This is a genomic window from Bradyrhizobium sp. Unk1 (assembly GCF_059512345.1).
Window position 1 is genome coordinate 34,448 of the sequence record NZ_JCAMOP010000015.1, and the last position, 16,344, is coordinate 50,791.

A 16,344-nucleotide genomic window follows, 5' to 3' on the forward strand; every position below is an offset into this window, starting at 1 on the left:
GTATGCTCCATTTGCCGCGGACTCGGTCGGATCTCGGGGTCGGATCCGCTTCCCTGCCACCTCAGCCCCTTTTGGTTTAGCCGCGATGCGCGTTGTCGCCGCCGTTCTGTTGCTTGTGTCCGTGCTTCACGCCGGCATCTGGGGAGTCATGCGGGACAAGGAACCCGCGCCCGACTTCAAGGGCCTCTTGCCCAGCGTCTCCTACGCCCCGTTCGAAGGCGCGGCCCACCCCGACATCGACAACATCCCCACCGTCGAGAAAATCCGCGCCGACCTGAAGACGCTGTCGACGATGACGCGCGCGATCCGTCTCTATTCGTCGACCGGCGGCGTCGAGCTGGTGCCGCCGATCGCGGCCGAGTTCGGCCTCAAGGTCACCGTCGGCGCCTGGATCGACAAGGACAAGGATCGCAACGAGCGCGAGATCAAGGCCGCCATCGAGCTCGCCCGCAAGAACAGCAACGTCGTCGGCGTCGTGGTCGGCAACGAGGTGATCTACCGCGGCGAGCAGAAGGTCGAAGACCTCATCGACATGATCAAGAAGGTCAAGGGCTCGGTCCGCGTGCCCGTCACGACCGGCGAGATCTGGAACATCTGGCGCGACAATCCCGACCTTGCCTCCAACGTCGACTTCATCGCCGCCCACGTGCTGCCCTACTGGGAAAACTTCCGCTCGGACCAGGCGGTCGACCAGGCCGTCGACCGCTACAATTTGCTGCGCAACCTGTTCCCCGGCAAGCGCATCGTGATCGCCGAATTCGGCTGGCCGAGCCAGGGCTACAATCTGCGCAACGCCGACCCCGGCCCGTTCCAGCAGGCGCTGACCCTGCGCAACTTCGTCAGCCGCGCCGAAGCCATCGGCATGGAATACAACATCGTCGAAGCCATCGATCAGCCTTGGAAGTTCTTCGAAGGCGGCGTCGGCCCGTACTGGGGCATCCTCAACGCCAGCCGCGAGCCGAAATTCGCCTGGACCGGCCCGGTCGAGAATCCCGACTACTGGAAGCTGATGGGAATTGCGCTGCTGGTCGGCATCCTCCTGTCGCTGCCGATCCTGCGGCTGGAGCAGCCGACCGCCAGGCAGGCGTTCCTGCTGTCGGCGACCGCCAACGGCGTCGGTGCCTGGGCCGCGACCGTGTTCGCATTCTGGAACGGGCACTATTTCATCTTCGGGTCGGCCTTCGCGCTCACGCTCGGCATGATCCTGCTTGTTCCCCTTGTCCTCATCGCGATGGCGCGCGTCGACGAGATCGCGGCGGTGGCCTTGGGCCGGCCGCCGCAGCGGCTGCTCTCCAAGGGCAAGCCGGTCGAGAACGTTCCCGAGAATTACTACCCGAAGGTCTCGATCCACATCCCGGCCTATTTCGAGCCGGTCGAGATGCTGAAGCAGACGCTCGATGCGCTGTCGCGGCTGAACTATCCGAACTACGAATGCGTCGTCATCATCAACAACACGCCCGATCCCGCGTTCTGGCAGCCGATCCAGGACCATTGCCGCGCCCTCGGTGAACGCTTCAAGTTCATCAACGCCGAGAAGGTGCAGGGCTTCAAGGCCGGCGCCCTGCGGATCGCGATGGACCGCACCGCCGTCGATGCCGAGATCATCGGCATCCTCGATGCCGACTATGTCGTCGATCCCGACTGGCTGAAGGACCTCGTGCCTGCTTTCGCCGACCCGCGCGTCGGCCTCGTGCAGGCGCCGCAGGAGCATCGCGACGGCGACCTGTCGATCATGCACTACATCATGAACGGCGAATATGCCGGCTTCTTCGACATCGGCATGGTCCAGCGCAACGAGGCCAACGCCATCATCGTGCACGGCACGATGTGCCTGATCCGCCGCGCCGCGATGGACATGGCCGGCGGCTGGTCATCCGACACGATCTGCGAGGACTCAGATCTCGGCCTTGCGATCCAGCAGCTCGGCTGGACCACCCACTACACCAATCACCGCTACGGCCAGGGCCTGCTCCCCGACACCTACGAGGCCTTCAAGAAGCAGCGTCACCGCTGGGCCTATGGCGGCCTCCAGATCGTGAAGAAGCACTGGCGGCACTTCCTGCCCGGCCGCAGCCGGCTGACGCCCGACCAGAAGCGCGAATATGGCTTGGGCTGGCTGAACTGGCTCGGCGCCGAGAGCCTCGGCGTGGTGGTGGCGCTGCTCAACCTCGTCTGGGTCCCGATCGTCGCCTTCGCCGACATCGCCATCCCCGACAAGATCCTGACCCTGCCGATCATCGGCGCCTTCATCGTCTCGCTCGCGCACTTCCTGTCGATGTACCGCGCGCGCGTCGCGATCAAACCCGGCCAGATGATGGGCGCGATGATCGCGGCGATGAGCGTGCAATGGACGGTGTCGCGCGCGGTCGCGCAGGGGTTGATCACCGAGCACATCGCGTTCGCGCGCACCTCCAAGGGCGGCCTGTCCAGGATGTCGATCGAGTTCCAGGCATTCTGGGAGGCTGTGATTGGCACGCTGCTGGTGATCGGCGCCGGGGTGCTGATCGCCTCCAACAGCTATCGCCAGATCACCGAGATCTACATCTTCGCCGGCGTCTTGGTGCTGCAAAGCCTGCCGTTCCTGGCCGCGGTCGCGATCGCGATCCTCGAGCTCAGCCGCATCAACTCGTTCCAGTTCTGGCGCGACAGCGCGATCCGCACCGCCGAGCTGATCGGCCTGCGCCCGGTTGCGTTGCCGACCCCCGCCGGCACGCCGCAACCGGTGCCGAGCGAGGTACGCCGGGAGGCGAACTGACGGGACGAACGGCCTCGCGGCGCGGGTGAAACCTCCGCGCCGGCAAGCCACCAGCGCTGTTCGGCGTGGATAGCGGGCCGCCAATCGGGTTGAAAATTCCGGCCTAAGCGGCGGAAACCGCGAGCGAATCCCAGCCTCTGCCAGGAGTTTCGGCCGCCACCCGCGCTATTGACCTCCGCAGCCACTCCCCCTACACAGCGCGGGCCGAAAGCATGATCCGGAAACAGCCGGTTTTTCCCCGCGACGCCAGTTGAGGCAGCGGCAAGACATGCTTCTCGAATGTCCGAAGACGATGGCGATCGATTCTCGAAAGCCATCAGCGGCCATGGGAGCGCGTAGCTCAGCCGGTAGAGCACGTGACTTTTAATCACGGGGTCCTGGGTTCGAGCCCCAGCGCGCTCACCATCAAACTCAAAGACTTAACGAGAATATAGACCCGGCTTAAAAAGCCTTGTGTGGGCACTGTGTTGGCAACGGTGGGCGCCGCGGAACGATGGTTTGAGGAGAACGACCGGGAGGGCGTCGCCTTCGAATACGATGTGATCGAGTGATGTGGAGCGGATAATCAGCGCCACATCGTTGGTGGGTTCAAGGCCTCGCGACCTGCCGCTTTCAACGCGTCGGTTGAGAGCTGCCCATGTGCCGCGGCATCGAGCAGCTTCGAAGCAACGTACGCTCTGGCGCCCGTCTCGCTTACAGGAATATTTTCGCAAACTTCATCGAGCACCGCCCTGAGCAGCGCAGTCATTTCAGCATCAAACACGCCGAACTCCCGAAATTGAGAGGATACTGAACGCTGCACAAGCGGAATATATTCGCTTGGCAGCGTTCGCCGCGTATTCCGGTCTGGGCTCTGAAATCCCAGCGCCTTCCAAATTGGCACCTGTACGTCAAAGTAATGTGACAGCTTCCTCGACCACATCAACAGGAGTTTGCAGGGCCTGCCAAGGCCCGCCAGCGTGAACCGGCAGCCTGAAACCTTCCCAGGTTTCGCGCGTAAAATCTGTATCCGAGGTTTTTGTTAGTTCCCATCTCGGGGCTGGAAATGAACACCGCCGCCGGGACAATGTATTAGAGCCCGGCGGCGTATTTGTTGGTGCCGGAACCGGCGCGCGCCTCGAGCGGCGGCTTCCACCTGAATTTGTAGGGCAGGTTTTTTTCTAACCTGAGTTAGTTTTTTCTATGCCCAGCGTCGACTACCCCAATTTTTCTGCGCGTAGAGCAAGGGGTCGACCGGGTGGTTCAACAACTGGGACTGGAGGATTGGGCCTGGCAAATCGCCGCCGACGTGTATCGCTTGAATCTGTATAGCCGACTCACCGGACGAGCGGCCCCGGGAGACGCCGTTTCGGACGAACAGCTTGCCAGAGCAATCCGCGAAAGCTTCACTCAAACGAACGACGCCGCTTATCGAGAAATGGTTGAGTTAGCGACCGATGCCGCTTTATCGGTCTACGATCGTGTCGTCTCACGCAATGTCAAACAGGCGCGCGCTCAACTAGCGAACTAACGGCTCGTCGGCGGATGATGACTAGCCTGCCCCGCGGAGATCCCCCGACCTTGTGAGCCGGCGGGCTTATCTCTACCGCTTCAACCGGCGGCGATGCGTCATAAGCCGCTGCCGGACGACACTCCGATGCATTGATGCCGCAATCGGCGCGATGTTATGCTAGTCGCAGAACCGGGAGTTTCTCGATGCGCAAAATCGCCGCCGCTGTCATGTTTGCCCTGATCGCACAGACCGCATTGGCAGAGGACCATGTTCCAATGTACGGCGAGTCCAAGGACAAGACGGAGGCCGAGAAGGCGGACGACATTCGGGCCGAGCGCGCCTATCAACGCTCCCTCGGCAATGTTCCCAACCAGAAGGCAGTCGATCCGTGGGGAACTGCCCGCGGCGACGAAGCGAAGAAGCCGGCCACGCCGGCCAAACCGGTAGTGAAACATTCGTCCAAGGCCAAGAGCGGCAGCCCCCCCAACTAGCGAATTCTAAAGGGGAGCCGCCAGCGTGAGCCGGCGGGTCAGCGCTTCGCTGCGTTGCCAGCTAATTCCATCGCGAGATCTAGGGCTGCGATTCCAATTTGGTCGGTCGGACGGGATCTACAGCGCTGTAAAGTCACCGCCTCCAACAATCGCCTCTATCATAGAGCGACGGCCGCGAGGCTGCCATCGAGCATCCAGCCAAAGCTTATGCCGTGGCGACGGCAATAGCCGGCCAATTCTTGTGAAGCGCAGAAGCCTGGTGCGTGCGGAGCCGGCTCCTGAGTCGCGGCGGCTCAGAGGCTAGGGAGTGTTCGTCCCCCGGTTTGCAACCTTGGGGAAAACGCACCCTAGGTCAGTCGGACTGCATTTTCCGAATCAACCAGATGTGCGCGCCTTCGCGCGTGATCTTGCCGGGGGTGTGCGTGAGCCAGTTTCTGTCGGTGCTGCTATTGCTGACGACGTTGACGCTGGCGGTGTGTTTCGGCGTGGCTGCCTGGCGCCAGTCCGCCGGCAGAGACGTCGATATCACCGCCACCATTTCACATCGGGAAACCGGCTGGAGGTCGGAACGGAGCAACTGAGACCTTGCGCTCGCTCTTGCGAGAGAGTTTTGAAGTCACCGTTGGCGCGCGCCAGTTCGATTGCGATGCCCCCCGGGCTTGATCTCGAAAATGCATCGGGGCGCAGCAGCCCCTGTTGCGGCGTCTAAGTCGAGCGGCCCTTCACGGATAACGCCTCGGTGAATGAAACCGTTCACCGCATTACGCGAAGCACTCAGGAAACAATCCGGGTCCAGTGTGCCCTCACCCACGAGGGGATATCGAAATGATTATTCTCAAGGTTTTTGCTGTTGTTCTTGGCGCTGGCGTCCTTTTCACGATGTACTCAGGGGACCTGGGCGCCGACGTCGTGCTTGCCATCGTGTCCTGCCTGGCGTGACAAGACGACCGGCCAGCGTGAGCTCGAGAGCCAGTAGTGTCAGGTGATTCACCTGACCTGTCTTCAGCTTTCCGGAGCCGCCACTGCAGCCGGCACACTCAGCGGCGCTCCTCCAACTGAAACCGGCCCTACGGATTTCGACTGCCGAACCATCCGCTTCCGCATCGCTGCCGACAGTCCATAGCGCGCATTCGCTTTTCGGATCGAGGACGTGACGTCCGACATCATCGCATTTTGCAGCGTATCGACTTTCGCGATGAGCGTGGACAGCTGCGAAGATATCTTCCTCACATCGACCCGTTCGTCCGTGATGCTTTGGCGCAGCGACAACAGCACCATTGAATCCTGCTGCAGCAGAGCTGCATTTTGCTGCAAGGCGTGGTTGCTCTCCTGCAGCGAAGCCGTGTGTTGCTGCTGGGCCGACTGAATGTCCTTCAAGGCGGCGACAACCGGATCCGATTTTGGCGCGGAGGCTTCCCGGCGCGGAAGCAGTTCAGCCAGACTGCTGAGATTCGGCGATGGAAAATCAGCCGGCCATGTATAGATCGCCGCCGCGCCGTTGATGGCCAAGGCACACACCGACAGTGCCAGGACCGATTTCCGGCTGGACCGCTTGGTCGGTGCTGGAGCTTCCGGGGCTGCGGGTTCGAGTGCTGCGACTGCGAGCGCGAGCGCCGCGGGGTCGAGTTGTTCGACGAGGCCTTGCGCCTCGGATGTCGTGGTCATGTCCATTGACCTCAAATGAGCGAGCAAAAGGAAGCCGACGCCGGAACGTCCTCGCGACGGCTCCTCTACGCAGCACCCACCTACAACTGCCTAAAATTGTGGGCATTTTGGATTAATTCCAGGTTAGCGACGTGGCCGCCTGGCAGGCCCCAGCCACCCCGGCCGAATACGGGGGGCGAAGCGACGGAATAAGTCACGCGGCAGCCTGCTTCGCAGCACGACAAAGCCGAGAGACAAGGCCCCCGAAAGGTGTAAGATTCACGAGAACCGGAGGAACGGCATGTTTGAAATCAGCGGTTTCGACACGGCAGGCGTCGTCAGCCACAAGCGGCTGTCACTCGCGGCCGCCCTCAAGAAGGCCAGAGAGCTTGTCGAAGACGGGTGCTGGGACGTTCAGATCGTCGATCCAACGGGACGCGTACACACCTCGTTTGAGGAGCAGGCTGCCTAGTCGTGGTGCTGGGCCGGCTCCGCGGCTAGCTCATCAAGAGCACGCCGATCGAGAGCAAACTTGGCCTCGCGCCTGACGGCCCGTCTCTCAGTACCGCCGATAGTAATTCTCTGGCCGGTCCTGGAATTGTAGTGGAACCGTGCCGTTGGGGTAGCAGGCACCGTCGCGGATATCGACGTCAGCGCCGTGGCCGCATGGCACCGGACGCCGGCGCATTCCATAGTAAGGCCGCGGGCCCTGATAGTACCCCTGCAGCGCCGCCTGGTCTTCCGGACGGAGATAGCCGTTGGGATAGCACATCCCGTCGCGGGCGCTCTGATCCCAGTGATCGCCGCACGGCGGCGGATGCCTCGGCACGCCGCGATACTGCACCTCGAGCGGGCGTTCGACAGCTGCGGCAGGCGCCGTCGCACCGCCGTGAAGGGCAAGGATTGTCGCAATAGTGGTGATCAACATCGAAGCGGTCCTCCAAGGCAGCAAGATAGACAGTCCCTCTGAATGACGCCTGAACGAGGCGGGAGCGCTAACGACCATCAGGGTCGGCCGATGGCACGATGGCGGCCACCGCGCTGCAGTGGACACTGCAGCTGCCTGCAGTTCCAAGGGCCTTGCCACAAAAGCCGGGAGACAACGCCCTCGAAAGGTGTAAGACTCAGGAAAACCGGAGGAACGGCATGTTTGAAATCAGCGGTTTCGACACGGCAGGCGTCGTCAGCCTCAAGCGGCTGTCACTCGCGGCCGCCCTCAAGAAGGCCAGAGAGCTCGTCGAAGACGGGTGCTGGGACGTTCAGATCGTCGATCCGGCTGGGCAGGTCTACACCTCGTTTGAGGAGCAAGCCGCTTAGTCGCGCCCGCCCCTCGGCACTTTTCAGAAATCATCCGCCCGGTCCGATCACGCTTCGCGAGCGGTGGCCGTGATCGAAATGAAAACCCCAGCGCCTGGTAGGGAGCGCTGGGGCGTTTTCAAAATATCAATCGGTAAAAGCAATGAGGGCTTCATAGCACCGGTCTCGAAGCGCGAGTGTGAACTGGTTCACACGGCTCCGCCGATCTTCGCGTACCGCGTCCGGGTATAGCTATCCGCCTCGGCCGACGTTGGACGAGGCATTATTGAGCCAGCGCGCCGTTGCTTCATCGCTCCAGCCGGGGACCGCGAAGCGCACGCGAGGATTCACTTCCGTGCCGAAACGATCGACCGGAGGATGGCGTGTCGCAGGATTGTGCGCACGCGCGTGGTGCGCGGCGTCTGCAGACGTGCACAAGACGATCAAGAGGCCCAGGGCCAAAACAAGACGCATCGTATCGGCTCCAATTGAGTCCGCTTCCGCTCATGTAGTACGCCGACCGTCCCACCGCGATCTGACGCGGCTTCACAGCTAGGAGAGCGAAGCGCGAACGCGACGCTCTCGCGATGAAGCGAACCGCCGCTCAACTCCCGCGCGCCGCACCGTTGCCAACCAATTCGTTTGGGAGCACGCTCTCTCCAGGCGCTCAAGACGCCGCACGGGGAGAACCACATGAAGGAACCGGGCCTGGACGGCCGCCATCGGGACAAGGATGGCGCGATCAGCAAGAAGCATGGCAACACGCTGGTCGGTACGTTGCGGAAGATCTACGGAAAGGCATTTGCGGCCGGTTATCCCGATGCGACGCCGCTCAGCGAGGTCTTGCATCAATTAAACGAGACCTCGCTGAGCCAATTGCGTCGCGATCACGACACCGGGCATCTCGGGCACAAGATCGACCACGCGTCGAAGTGAATGGACTTCACTTGGCCGACTTCGCTTGGCCGACTTCAGGTCGCTGAAAAACCGACTCCACCGACAGCCTCTCGGACGCAGGCTGCGCTATCGGTCGTCCCACCGCACTTGCCGTTTGAGCCCCCGCTACCCTCGCGCTAGCATGAGCCCTTTTACGGAGGCTCATTTGAAGCAGTACATTATCATCATCGCCGCCATCGCGCTCGCCGTGACCGCTCCCGCCGGCTCGCAGGCGCTGGTCGATCCCAACAAGGTTGCCCCCGAATATCGCGAGGCGGCCGAGAAGCGCCGGGCCGAGCAGATGCGGCAACGCGAATGCGCGCTGAAGGCGGATCTCGACAAGGTGCTGCCCAGGGATCGTACCGTCTATCTCAACCATTGCCTGGACACGCTGGCGGTCAAGCAATAGCAGCCGGCTGGGGCCGTCTCGATCAGACCACGACGCGGTAGGCCGACCTGACCGCACGATGATCTGTCGATTTCGGGCTCGTGTTGTGGACCAGCGGGCGATTTGTCGCACAGGCGCCGCGAAGACGCGGCCCCCCCTCCTCACTGGCGCCGCGGCTTGCTCGGAAACAGCCGATCGCGGATGTAGCGCGAGGTCGGCGTCAGGCGGATGCCCCGCGGCTTCTGCCAGGCGGCGCGGTCGATCTCCTTCTTGTCGCCGATCTCGAGCCTGCCCTTGGCACCCTTGGCGATGAAGATCGCGTCGCTCATCTTGCGACCGGAGCGCTTATTCCTGGCCGTCACTTCCTTCCACAGGCTGATCCGGCCGAGCTTCAGCTTGGGCAGCTCCTCCTTGATCTCCCGCCGCAGGCAGTCCTTGTCGGACTCGCGCGAACGCTTGCGGCCGCCCGGGAACATCCACAGGCCGTCCGACCGCCGTCTGACCAACAATACCTTGCCGCGTTTTGCGGCAACCAGCTTGGAAGACTTCGCCATTACTGCCGTAGATCGAAAACAGAATCGCCCTATCGTAACTTGTCTAGTTGAATAGACAAGTTCGCGGGGCGCTTTGACCACAGCCCGTGCGAGCAGCTCAGCTTTCGCTCGCCGCCGCCCGGTCCTCGGTCCTGATCCAGGCCATCATCAACTCCCAGGCCACCGACAGGATGATCGGCCCGATGAACAGGCCGACGATGCCGTGGGCGAGCGTGCCGCCGATCACGCCGACGAAGATCACGATGGTCGGCGTGGTGAGGCCGCGCCCCATCACCAGCGGCTTCAACATGGTGTCGATGAAGCCGACGAGGACGAGAAACACGGTGAGCAGCAGCGCCGTGGTGACGTCCTTGGCGGTCCAGATCCAGATGATCACCGGCAGGATCACCAGGAACGCGCCGATCTGCACGATCGACAGCAATAGCACGATGAAGGCGAGCAGGCCGGCGCTCGGCACGGCGGCCATCTTGAAGCCGATGCCGGCGAGCAGCGCCTGCACGATGGCGACGCCGATCACGCCTTGCGCCACGGCGCGGATGGTGGCGCCCCCAAGCTCGAGAAAATGCTCGCTCTGCTCGGGCACGATGCGAAACAGGAAGCCGCGCCCGGCCGCAACCAGCCGCGGCCCGTGCGGAAACAGGAAACCGGCGACGAACACCGAGACCAGAAACTGCAGCGTGCCGAGGCTCGCATCGCCCGCAAGCGACAACAAGGGTCCCGCCAGCGGCTGGAGATAGGGCGCGACCTCGCGCAGCACCGCACGGATGTTGTTGTAGGCCTGATCCCAGAGATCAAAGAGCCAAGGGCCGACCACCGGCCACGACTTGAGCTGCTCCGGCGCCGACTGCAGCGCGAGATCGCCGGTGCCGAGCTGCTTCGCCAGTTCGCGCGCACCGTCCACCGCGCTGAGGCCGAGCCAGGTCGCCGGGCCAATGACGATGCCGAGCGTGATCAGGGTGAGGATCGCGGCCGCGGTCTTCGGGCGGCCGCCGAGGATCTTGGCGACCCAGCTGAAGGCCGGATAGAACGCGACCGCGAGCACGGCGCTCCAGGCCAGGATCGGTACGAACGGGCGGATGATCAGGAAGGTCCAGATGATCAGCAGGCCAAGCAGGCCGACCCGGATCAGGAGCTGGATGATGTCCTCTCCCGTCAGGAGCTGACGGAGACTTTTCACGGGCACGCCTTTCCTTGCGGCATTGACGCGGGGTTCCGGCACTTGCGCGGCAAAGCGTTATTGCCAGCCGCGCATCCGGCGTCAAGACGACCGGGCCCGCGACGGCCCCCGGATCAGCGAACGTTTCGGCCCGATGCGCATTTGGAAGCGATGGCGCACCGCCGCAAAGAGCCCGATCGCCGCACCGGCATTCATCGCGGCATACACTACGCGCCCGAGCCAAACGTAGCGCCCGGCTTTCGGCGCTACACTTGCGCGATCCACGACAAGGACCGGTCCGACCGGCTGCACGCAGGGGTTGGCTAACGACAATTAACCGGATTTCCGCGCGCCGGTTTACGCGGCTGCAAAGGCACGCACCTACGCTTCCCACAACGCATCCAAGAACACTGACGTGCAATGGCCAACAGCATCTGGACGACCGAAGAATTCACCTGCGCGGGTTGCAGCATGAACTACACCGCGACACGGGAAGAGCACAGCGAAGCCCACACCGGCAGCTTCAAGTGCAGCATCTGCAGCGGCGTGGTGCACACCTGGTCGGGGAAGCATCACTTCTTCGGCTGGTCGGCGGTGAAGACCAAGCCGCCGGTGTTCGGCAGACGATGGGCGGGAGTGGGTTGGTAGGCCAGTGGAGCTCAACAAACGAAAAATAAGTTGGCTTGGAAGATGTCCGACGCGGGCCGAGACGATGGGAATCTTGTTCGCGCTCGCCCTGATTTGCATTTCCGCTGTCGTGCTTGTGTGGTTCCCATCCGCCAATCAAGCCACAGGCTTCGGCTCAAATTGGAAATGCAAGAGCATCCCCAATAGTGAGCCGGTTTGCATGAAGACGATCAACCCGTAGCTGCCGTCGGGCAAAACACCGGTCACCTCTACTGCGCCCTTGCTTCGACGAGGGCAAAAGGACGACGCATGACTCGGGCGAAATGCGCCGCGAGAAGGCGACGTCATGCCTGCCATCCGGCCATCGAGAGCGGCTTCTGCTACGCCGCGACACCGGATAAACTCGCTCTCCCCGCATCAGAAGCCGACGCGCAATGACCGCACCCTTCGTTCCCCAGATCGCCCTCTACCGCAACTGGCTCGCCGAGCAGCGTGGCCTCTCCTTTGCGAATTACGAGGAGATGCGGCAGTGGTCGGTGCGCGATCTCGACGGCTTCTGGCGCAGCATCTGGGACTATTACGATCTGCAATCGCCGACGCCGTTTGCGGCGGTGATCACCGAGCGCAAGATGCCGGGCGCGGTGTGGTTTCCCGGCGCGCAGGTCAACTATGCGCGGCAGGTGTTCCGGCATGTCGAGGCCGCCGACGCCGCCGGCTTGCCCGCGATCGTCAGTAGCGGCGAGGACGGCAAGCTCGACGAAACGAGCTGGCCGGAGCTGCGGCGCAAGGCGGCGGCGCTCGCACTGCATCTCAAGGACTGGGGTATCAAGCCTGGCGACCGGATCGCGGCCTACCTGCCCAACATCCCCGAAACCATCATCGCGTTTCTGGCGAGCGCCAGCATCGGCGCGGTCTGGAGCGTCTGCGCGCCCGACATGGCTGCACCCGCCGTGATCGACCGCTTCAAGCAGATCGAGCCGAAGGTGCTGATCGCCTGCGACGCCGTCACCTATGCCGGCCGCCGGCATGATCGCAAGGACGTCGTCGCCGAGCTGCGGCGGTCGCTGCCGACGGTCGAGCACGTCATCCTGCACAGCGAGGCCGCGCCCGCAGCGCCGGACGCCCTGCTCGCCGACATCGTCGCAAGGACAGGCGCCGCGATCGACGCGTTCGAGCCGGCCTGGCTGCCGTTCGATCATCCGCTCTGGATTGTCTATTCCAGCGGCACCACCGGCCTGCCGAAACCGATCGTGCATGGCCATGGCGGCATCGTCATCGTGGTGCTGGCGCTGCTGGGCCTGCACAACGACCTCGGCTGCTCCTACCACGAGAACTCGTTCGGCGAGCGCTATCACTGGTACTCTTCGACCGGCTGGATCATGTGGAATTCGCAGGTCGGCGGCCTGCTCAGCGGCACCACCTGCTGCATCTTCGACGGCAGCCCGGGCGGCACCAAGGACAAGCCGGACTGGACCACGCTGTGGCGGTTCGTGGCACAGTCGAAAGCGACCTTCTTCGGCGCCGGCGCGGCATTCTTCGCCAACTGCGCCAAGGCCGAGATCGATCTCACAGCGGCCGGCGATCTGTCGCGGCTGCGCTGCCTCGGCTCGACCGGCTCGCCGCTCGGCGCCGATACGCAAGCCTGGTTCAACGATCGCTTCGCGGCGTTGTCGAAAATCAACGGCAGCAAGGCGCAGGCCGACATCTGGTGGGCGAACATCTCCGGCGGCACCGATTTTGCCGGCGCCTTCATCGGCGGCAACCGCGAACTGCCGCAGACACCGGGCGCGATGCAATGCCGCCTGCTCGGCGCGGCGGTCGAAGCCTTCAGCGAGCAGGGCCGCGCCGTCATCGACGAGGTCGGCGAGCTCGTCTGTACCGAGCCGATGCCCTCGATGCCGCTCCGTTTCTGGAACGACCAGGGCGATGCGCGCTATCGCGCCAGCTATTTCGAGACCTATCCGGACAATTTCGACGGCAGCGGCCGCGGGCCGGTGTGGCGGCACGGTGACTGGCTCAAGGTCAATCCGGACGGCTCCTGCATCATCTATGGCCGCAGCGATGCGACCATCAACCGGCACGGCCTGCGCATGGGCACGAGCGAGCTCTATTCCGCGATCGAAGCGCTGCCGGAGGTGCTGGATAGCCTCGTCGTCGATCTCGAATATCTCGGCCGCGACAGCTACATGCCGCTGTTCGTGGTGCTGCGCGAGGGCACAGCCTTCGACGCTGCGATGCAGGCCAGGATCAACAAGGCGATCGAGGCCGGCCTGTCCCGGCGATTCCTGCCGAACGAGATCTTTGCCGTCGCCGAGATCCCGCGCACGCTCTCGGGCAAGAAGCAGGAGCTGCCGATCAAGAAGCTGCTGCTCGGCCAGCCCGTCGAAAAAATCATCAACAAGGAGGCGATGGCCAATCCCGCCTGCCTCGACTGGTATCTCGCCTTCGCCCGCGACTATCTCGCCCGAACCGCGCCTTAGCTTCGATCAACCCCCGCCGAAATTGGAGGGATCGAGATTCCTGTTCTCCGACGGCGGGATCGGGGGATACCCGGGAAATTTGTACCAGCCGGGCGGGACCGGCGCGTCCTGGGGCAGATGGACGACGACGTGATGGCGCGGGCGGGCATGATGCGCCGGTCCGGCAGCCGCCGACGCGCATGTTGAAATCAGGAGGACCAAAGCCAGGATAGACCGCATCATACGCGCTCCAGACGTCCACCCGGGCCCAATGTGGTGCGGGAACCACGCTGGGACGACGCATCGCAACGTCACGATGTCTCACATCGGCGGCATCGCTGCTGCCGGGAGACGCCGGAGATCAACCCAATTGCGCCAATGGCGTTTGGATTCCGTTCACCGATCGCCGCTAGATCAGGATGGATCCTCCGCGACGAACAGCAGCTATGGCCGATCTCAACGCCGTCCTCACCAGGCTCAACGACCGCCTGCTCCGCCTCGAAGGCGAGCTGTTCGTGCTGCGCTCGCTGGCGCGCGCGACGCTGACGGCGGGCGACGACCATGCGGCGCGCATGCGCAAGCTGGTCGAGGCCGCAAAGGTCGCGCTCGACGACGAGGCCAAACGCGAGCTCGACAAACCGACGCGCAAATATGTCGATGCGGCAGCCGCGCTGGTGGAGGAACTTCTGGTCGAGCCGACCCAGGCACGGCCGCTGTTCACCGTCATCGACGGTGGCCGGCGCGACTGAGCGCGTCAGATCGGACGTATCCGCGGGGATCCGGAGACTGAGCCTTCAGCCGGCTGAGCCCCTCCTCGATGATCGCGATCTCCTCATCGATCTTGCCGATCGGCAGGCTGAAATCATAGCCGGACCTGCTCTTCAGATCGACCGCGAGCCGCTGCCTGTGCATCATCAGCTCGTCGAGCCCACGGCGGTTCTTCAGCCGCACATAGGCGTCCACGATCTGCTCAATTGCGCTCGGCATGAAATCGGTCCCGGCAAAAAAGCCCACGCGGCGCACCCACGCCGGCGAGACATTTTTGGTGTCGCGGTACGCAATACAAATCCGCGACGGATTCGTCGATACGACAGGCAGGTTGAGAACGCGTTACCGTTTGATGAATTCGTGATGGCCGGCATGAAAAGCCGCTGGCGATTGCTCGCCAGCGGCCAAAGCCGGGTTCGAAAACGGATTCGGAATCAAATTTGGCCAGCCCCGGTTGGTGCATTGTAGCGGGACACGGGGGCTGCTTATGTTAGAAATGAAACAGAGGAACCGACGGATAGATCATTTGCTGTCGATGTGGCCGCCCGGCAACGCTAGTCCGTGACGCAAAAATACTTCCGCGGCAGCCTGCGGTAGGCGCTGTAGCGGTAGTACGGCCTGTAGGCGTAGCCGCGATAGAGTGCGGGCGGCTCCTCGCCGTAATAGGCGTCGTGGTAGAAATTATAGACCGGCCCTTCGGCGCAACGATAGGCATCCCATGTCGGACCGATGAAGGGCGCCACCCCGACCTCGGGCGGGACCGCCGGGTACGGCCCGCCGGCGCGCGCGGGCGTGGCCACGCTCAGTGCCGCGAGAAGGAAAAACCACGCACTCCGCATGCGCTCGCTCCTGATACGGTGCAATACGCGCATGGAAGCACCGGGACGGCCGGCCGCGCAATCGCGGAGTCCGTCGCGCCCCGCGCCCGGTGCATTGTTGATAACCGGCACAAACCTCCCGCGGCTGGTGACAGGACGCACCGACGTGTTATCGGGGGATGACGCAGTTGCGAGACGGATCGGACACCCATGCGCATTACCCTCGTCGGCTCCCGCCATTTCGGCGTGACCACCCTGAACATGCTCCGGGAGCACGGCGTCTCGATCGTGCGGGTCGTCGTGGCCGACGCCGAGGATCGCCTCGCCGCGAGCGCCAAGGCGGCCGGCATCGATGTGGCGGTCCAGGCCAATCCGAAGCTGGTGGTCGCCTCCGAAATCGGCCCCGACACCGACCTGATCATCACCGCCCACAGCCACGCCCGGATCGGCAAGGACGCCCTGGCCGCCGCGAAGTTCGGCGGGATCGGCTATCATCCCTCGCTGCTGCCGCGTCATCGGGGCAAAGCCGCCGTGGAATGGACCATCAAGGAAGGCGATCCGGTCGCCGGCGGCACGATCTATCATCTTGCCGACCGCATGGACGCCGGTGCCATCGCCGCCCAGGACTGGTGCTTCGTCAGGAAGGGCGAGACGGCTCGCGAGCTCTGGGAGCGCGCGCTCGCTCCGCTCGGCCTCAAGCTGCTGGCCGACGTGATCGACTACGTGAAGGTCCACAAGGCGCTGCCCTCCAAGGTTCAGGACGAGCAGTTCGCGACCTTGGCGCCAAGTCTTTCGTGAGTCCTTTCCTGAGTCCGTCCCCTTGAGTCGTCTCCTGACGTTTACCCTTAACGTGAAGCCGCGTTGATTCTGCTTCGAAAATTGGAGGCGGAAACACAAATAAACCATTGTTTCCACAGGAACAATTTTCGCTTTGGCATTGCAACAAATTTCCGTCACATT

The 16,344-nt window shown here is 63.3% G+C and carries 19 protein-coding genes and 1 tRNA gene; 13 read left to right on the forward strand and 7 right to left on the reverse strand.

Annotated elements, in window-relative coordinates; genetic code table 11:
- Positions 1-85 precede the first annotated feature (85 nt).
- Together AC5ZFO_RS20335 and AC5ZFO_RS20340 are read left to right on the forward strand one after the other, a co-directional pair.
- Positions 86-2,755, forward strand: a complete 2,670-nt coding sequence (locus AC5ZFO_RS20335; protein WP_282519076.1) for a glycosyltransferase — start codon at positions 86-88, stop codon at positions 2,753-2,755.
- Between the two features lie 329 nt (positions 2,756-3,084).
- Positions 3,085-3,160, forward strand: a tRNA-Lys gene (locus AC5ZFO_RS20340).
- A gap of 160 nt (positions 3,161-3,320) precedes the next feature.
- Here the strand turns inward: AC5ZFO_RS20340 and AC5ZFO_RS20345 are convergent.
- Positions 3,321-3,557, reverse strand: a complete 237-nt coding sequence (locus tag AC5ZFO_RS20345) for a hypothetical protein (RefSeq protein WP_404979721.1) — start codon at positions 3,555-3,557, stop codon at positions 3,321-3,323.
- A gap of 435 nt (positions 3,558-3,992) precedes the next feature.
- On the opposite strand from AC5ZFO_RS20345, the gene AC5ZFO_RS20350 reads away from it, so the two are divergent.
- The 3 genes from AC5ZFO_RS20350 to AC5ZFO_RS20360 all read left to right on the forward strand — a co-directional run bounded on the left by AC5ZFO_RS20350 (position 3,993) and on the right by AC5ZFO_RS20360 (position 5,319).
- Positions 3,993-4,265: a hypothetical protein gene (locus AC5ZFO_RS20350; RefSeq protein ID WP_282519074.1), complete on the forward strand. Its 273-nt coding sequence runs from the start codon at positions 3,993-3,995 to the stop codon at positions 4,263-4,265.
- A 185-nt stretch (positions 4,266-4,450) separates the two neighbouring features.
- Complete coding sequence (locus AC5ZFO_RS20355; RefSeq protein WP_282519073.1) at positions 4,451-4,738, forward strand: hypothetical protein; 288 nt, start codon at positions 4,451-4,453, stop codon at positions 4,736-4,738.
- Between the two features lie 422 nt (positions 4,739-5,160).
- Positions 5,161-5,319: a hypothetical protein gene (locus AC5ZFO_RS20360; protein WP_496122425.1), complete on the forward strand. Its 159-nt coding sequence runs from the start codon at positions 5,161-5,163 to the stop codon at positions 5,317-5,319.
- Positions 5,320-5,740: 421 nt separating this feature from the next.
- Here the strand turns inward: AC5ZFO_RS20360 and AC5ZFO_RS20365 are convergent, their stop codons facing one another.
- A complete protein-coding gene (locus AC5ZFO_RS20365; RefSeq protein ID WP_282519071.1) occupies positions 5,741-6,409 on the reverse strand; it encodes a hypothetical protein in 669 nt (222 codons plus the stop codon).
- A 274-nt stretch (positions 6,410-6,683) separates the two neighbouring features.
- On the opposite strand from AC5ZFO_RS20365, the gene AC5ZFO_RS20370 reads away from it, so the two are divergent.
- The gene (locus tag AC5ZFO_RS20370) at positions 6,684-6,854 is read left to right on the forward strand and encodes a hypothetical protein (protein ID WP_496122426.1); all 171 of its coding nucleotides are present in this window, start codon (positions 6,684-6,686) and stop codon (positions 6,852-6,854) included.
- 87 nt (positions 6,855-6,941) lie between these two features.
- On the opposite strand, the gene AC5ZFO_RS20375 is transcribed toward AC5ZFO_RS20370, so the two are convergent.
- Entirely contained in the window at positions 6,942-7,310 is a 369-nt protein-coding gene (locus AC5ZFO_RS20375) for a hypothetical protein (RefSeq protein WP_282519070.1), read from the reverse strand.
- A 218-nt stretch (positions 7,311-7,528) separates the two neighbouring features.
- Between AC5ZFO_RS20375 and AC5ZFO_RS20380 the strand changes: the two genes are divergently transcribed.
- From AC5ZFO_RS20380 to AC5ZFO_RS20390, 3 genes are all read left to right on the forward strand, one after another.
- Complete coding sequence (locus tag AC5ZFO_RS20380; protein ID WP_167541702.1) at positions 7,529-7,699, forward strand: hypothetical protein; 171 nt, start codon at positions 7,529-7,531, stop codon at positions 7,697-7,699.
- A 672-nt stretch (positions 7,700-8,371) separates the two neighbouring features.
- Positions 8,372-8,614 carry a hypothetical protein gene (locus AC5ZFO_RS20385; RefSeq protein ID WP_028152129.1) on the forward strand — a complete coding sequence of 81 codons (243 nt, stop codon included), beginning with the start codon at positions 8,372-8,374 and terminating at the stop codon, positions 8,612-8,614.
- 166 nt (positions 8,615-8,780) lie between these two features.
- Entirely contained in the window at positions 8,781-9,023 is a 243-nt protein-coding gene (locus tag AC5ZFO_RS20390) for a hypothetical protein (RefSeq protein WP_282519069.1), read from the forward strand.
- Between the two features lie 140 nt (positions 9,024-9,163).
- On the opposite strand, the gene AC5ZFO_RS20395 is transcribed toward AC5ZFO_RS20390, so the two are convergent.
- Positions 9,164-9,556, reverse strand: coding sequence for an NUDIX hydrolase (locus AC5ZFO_RS20395; protein WP_028152127.1), 393 nt, complete (start codon positions 9,554-9,556; stop codon positions 9,164-9,166).
- Between the two features lie 97 nt (positions 9,557-9,653).
- A complete protein-coding gene (locus AC5ZFO_RS20400; protein ID WP_085404720.1) occupies positions 9,654-10,739 on the reverse strand; it encodes an AI-2E family transporter in 1,086 nt (361 codons plus the stop codon).
- Between the two features lie 393 nt (positions 10,740-11,132).
- Here AC5ZFO_RS20400 and AC5ZFO_RS20405 point away from each other — a divergent pair, with 393 nt between their 5' ends.
- From AC5ZFO_RS20405 to AC5ZFO_RS20415, 3 genes are all read left to right on the forward strand, one after another.
- Entirely contained in the window at positions 11,133-11,360 is a 228-nt protein-coding gene (locus tag AC5ZFO_RS20405) for a hypothetical protein (RefSeq protein ID WP_282519068.1), read from the forward strand.
- Positions 11,361-11,773: 413 nt separating this feature from the next.
- Complete coding sequence (locus tag AC5ZFO_RS20410) at positions 11,774-13,819, forward strand: acetoacetate--CoA ligase (protein ID WP_496122427.1); 2,046 nt, start codon at positions 11,774-11,776, stop codon at positions 13,817-13,819.
- Positions 13,820-14,244: 425 nt separating this feature from the next.
- The gene (locus AC5ZFO_RS20415) at positions 14,245-14,547 is read left to right on the forward strand and encodes a hypothetical protein (protein ID WP_282519066.1); all 303 of its coding nucleotides are present in this window, start codon (positions 14,245-14,247) and stop codon (positions 14,545-14,547) included.
- On the opposite strand, the gene AC5ZFO_RS20420 is transcribed toward AC5ZFO_RS20415, so the two are convergent.
- A complete protein-coding gene (locus tag AC5ZFO_RS20420) occupies positions 14,522-14,785 on the reverse strand; it encodes a hypothetical protein (RefSeq protein ID WP_282519065.1) in 264 nt (87 codons plus the stop codon). The two genes, AC5ZFO_RS20415 and AC5ZFO_RS20420, sit on opposite strands and share 26 nt — an antisense overlap.
- Before the next feature lie 335 nt (positions 14,786-15,120).
- Complete coding sequence (locus AC5ZFO_RS20425) at positions 15,121-15,405, reverse strand: hypothetical protein (RefSeq protein WP_282519064.1); 285 nt, start codon at positions 15,403-15,405, stop codon at positions 15,121-15,123.
- A gap of 189 nt (positions 15,406-15,594) precedes the next feature.
- Between AC5ZFO_RS20425 and AC5ZFO_RS20430 the strand changes: the two genes are divergently transcribed.
- Entirely contained in the window at positions 15,595-16,182 is a 588-nt protein-coding gene (locus AC5ZFO_RS20430) for a formyltransferase family protein (RefSeq protein WP_282519063.1), read from the forward strand.
- The last annotated feature ends 162 nt before the right edge of the window (positions 16,183-16,344 follow it).

Coding starts and splice junctions, on each gene's coding strand:
- AC5ZFO_RS20425 (WP_282519064.1), bottom strand. CDS start 15,405: ATGCGGAGTGCGTGGTTTTTCCTTCTCGCGGCACTGAGCGTGGCCACG.
- AC5ZFO_RS20370 (WP_496122426.1), top strand. CDS start 6,684: ATGTTTGAAATCAGCGGTTTCGACACGGCAGGCGTCGTCAGCCACAAG.
- AC5ZFO_RS20405 (WP_282519068.1), top strand. CDS start 11,133: ATGGCCAACAGCATCTGGACGACCGAAGAATTCACCTGCGCGGGTTGC.
- AC5ZFO_RS20410 (WP_496122427.1), top strand. CDS start 11,774: ATGACCGCACCCTTCGTTCCCCAGATCGCCCTCTACCGCAACTGGCTC.
- AC5ZFO_RS20335 (WP_282519076.1), top strand. CDS start 86: ATGCGCGTTGTCGCCGCCGTTCTGTTGCTTGTGTCCGTGCTTCACGCC.
- AC5ZFO_RS20415 (WP_282519066.1), top strand. CDS start 14,245: ATGGCCGATCTCAACGCCGTCCTCACCAGGCTCAACGACCGCCTGCTC.
- AC5ZFO_RS20375 (WP_282519070.1), bottom strand. CDS start 7,310: ATGTTGATCACCACTATTGCGACAATCCTTGCCCTTCACGGCGGTGCG.
- AC5ZFO_RS20365 (WP_282519071.1), bottom strand. CDS start 6,409: ATGGACATGACCACGACATCCGAGGCGCAAGGCCTCGTCGAACAACTC.
- AC5ZFO_RS20430 (WP_282519063.1), top strand. CDS start 15,595: ATGCGCATTACCCTCGTCGGCTCCCGCCATTTCGGCGTGACCACCCTG.
- AC5ZFO_RS20355 (WP_282519073.1), top strand. CDS start 4,451: ATGCGCAAAATCGCCGCCGCTGTCATGTTTGCCCTGATCGCACAGACC.
- AC5ZFO_RS20385 (WP_028152129.1), top strand. CDS start 8,372: ATGAAGGAACCGGGCCTGGACGGCCGCCATCGGGACAAGGATGGCGCG.
- AC5ZFO_RS20420 (WP_282519065.1), bottom strand. CDS start 14,785: ATGCCGAGCGCAATTGAGCAGATCGTGGACGCCTATGTGCGGCTGAAG.
- AC5ZFO_RS20395 (WP_028152127.1), bottom strand. CDS start 9,556: ATGGCGAAGTCTTCCAAGCTGGTTGCCGCAAAACGCGGCAAGGTATTG.
- AC5ZFO_RS20380 (WP_167541702.1), top strand. CDS start 7,529: ATGTTTGAAATCAGCGGTTTCGACACGGCAGGCGTCGTCAGCCTCAAG.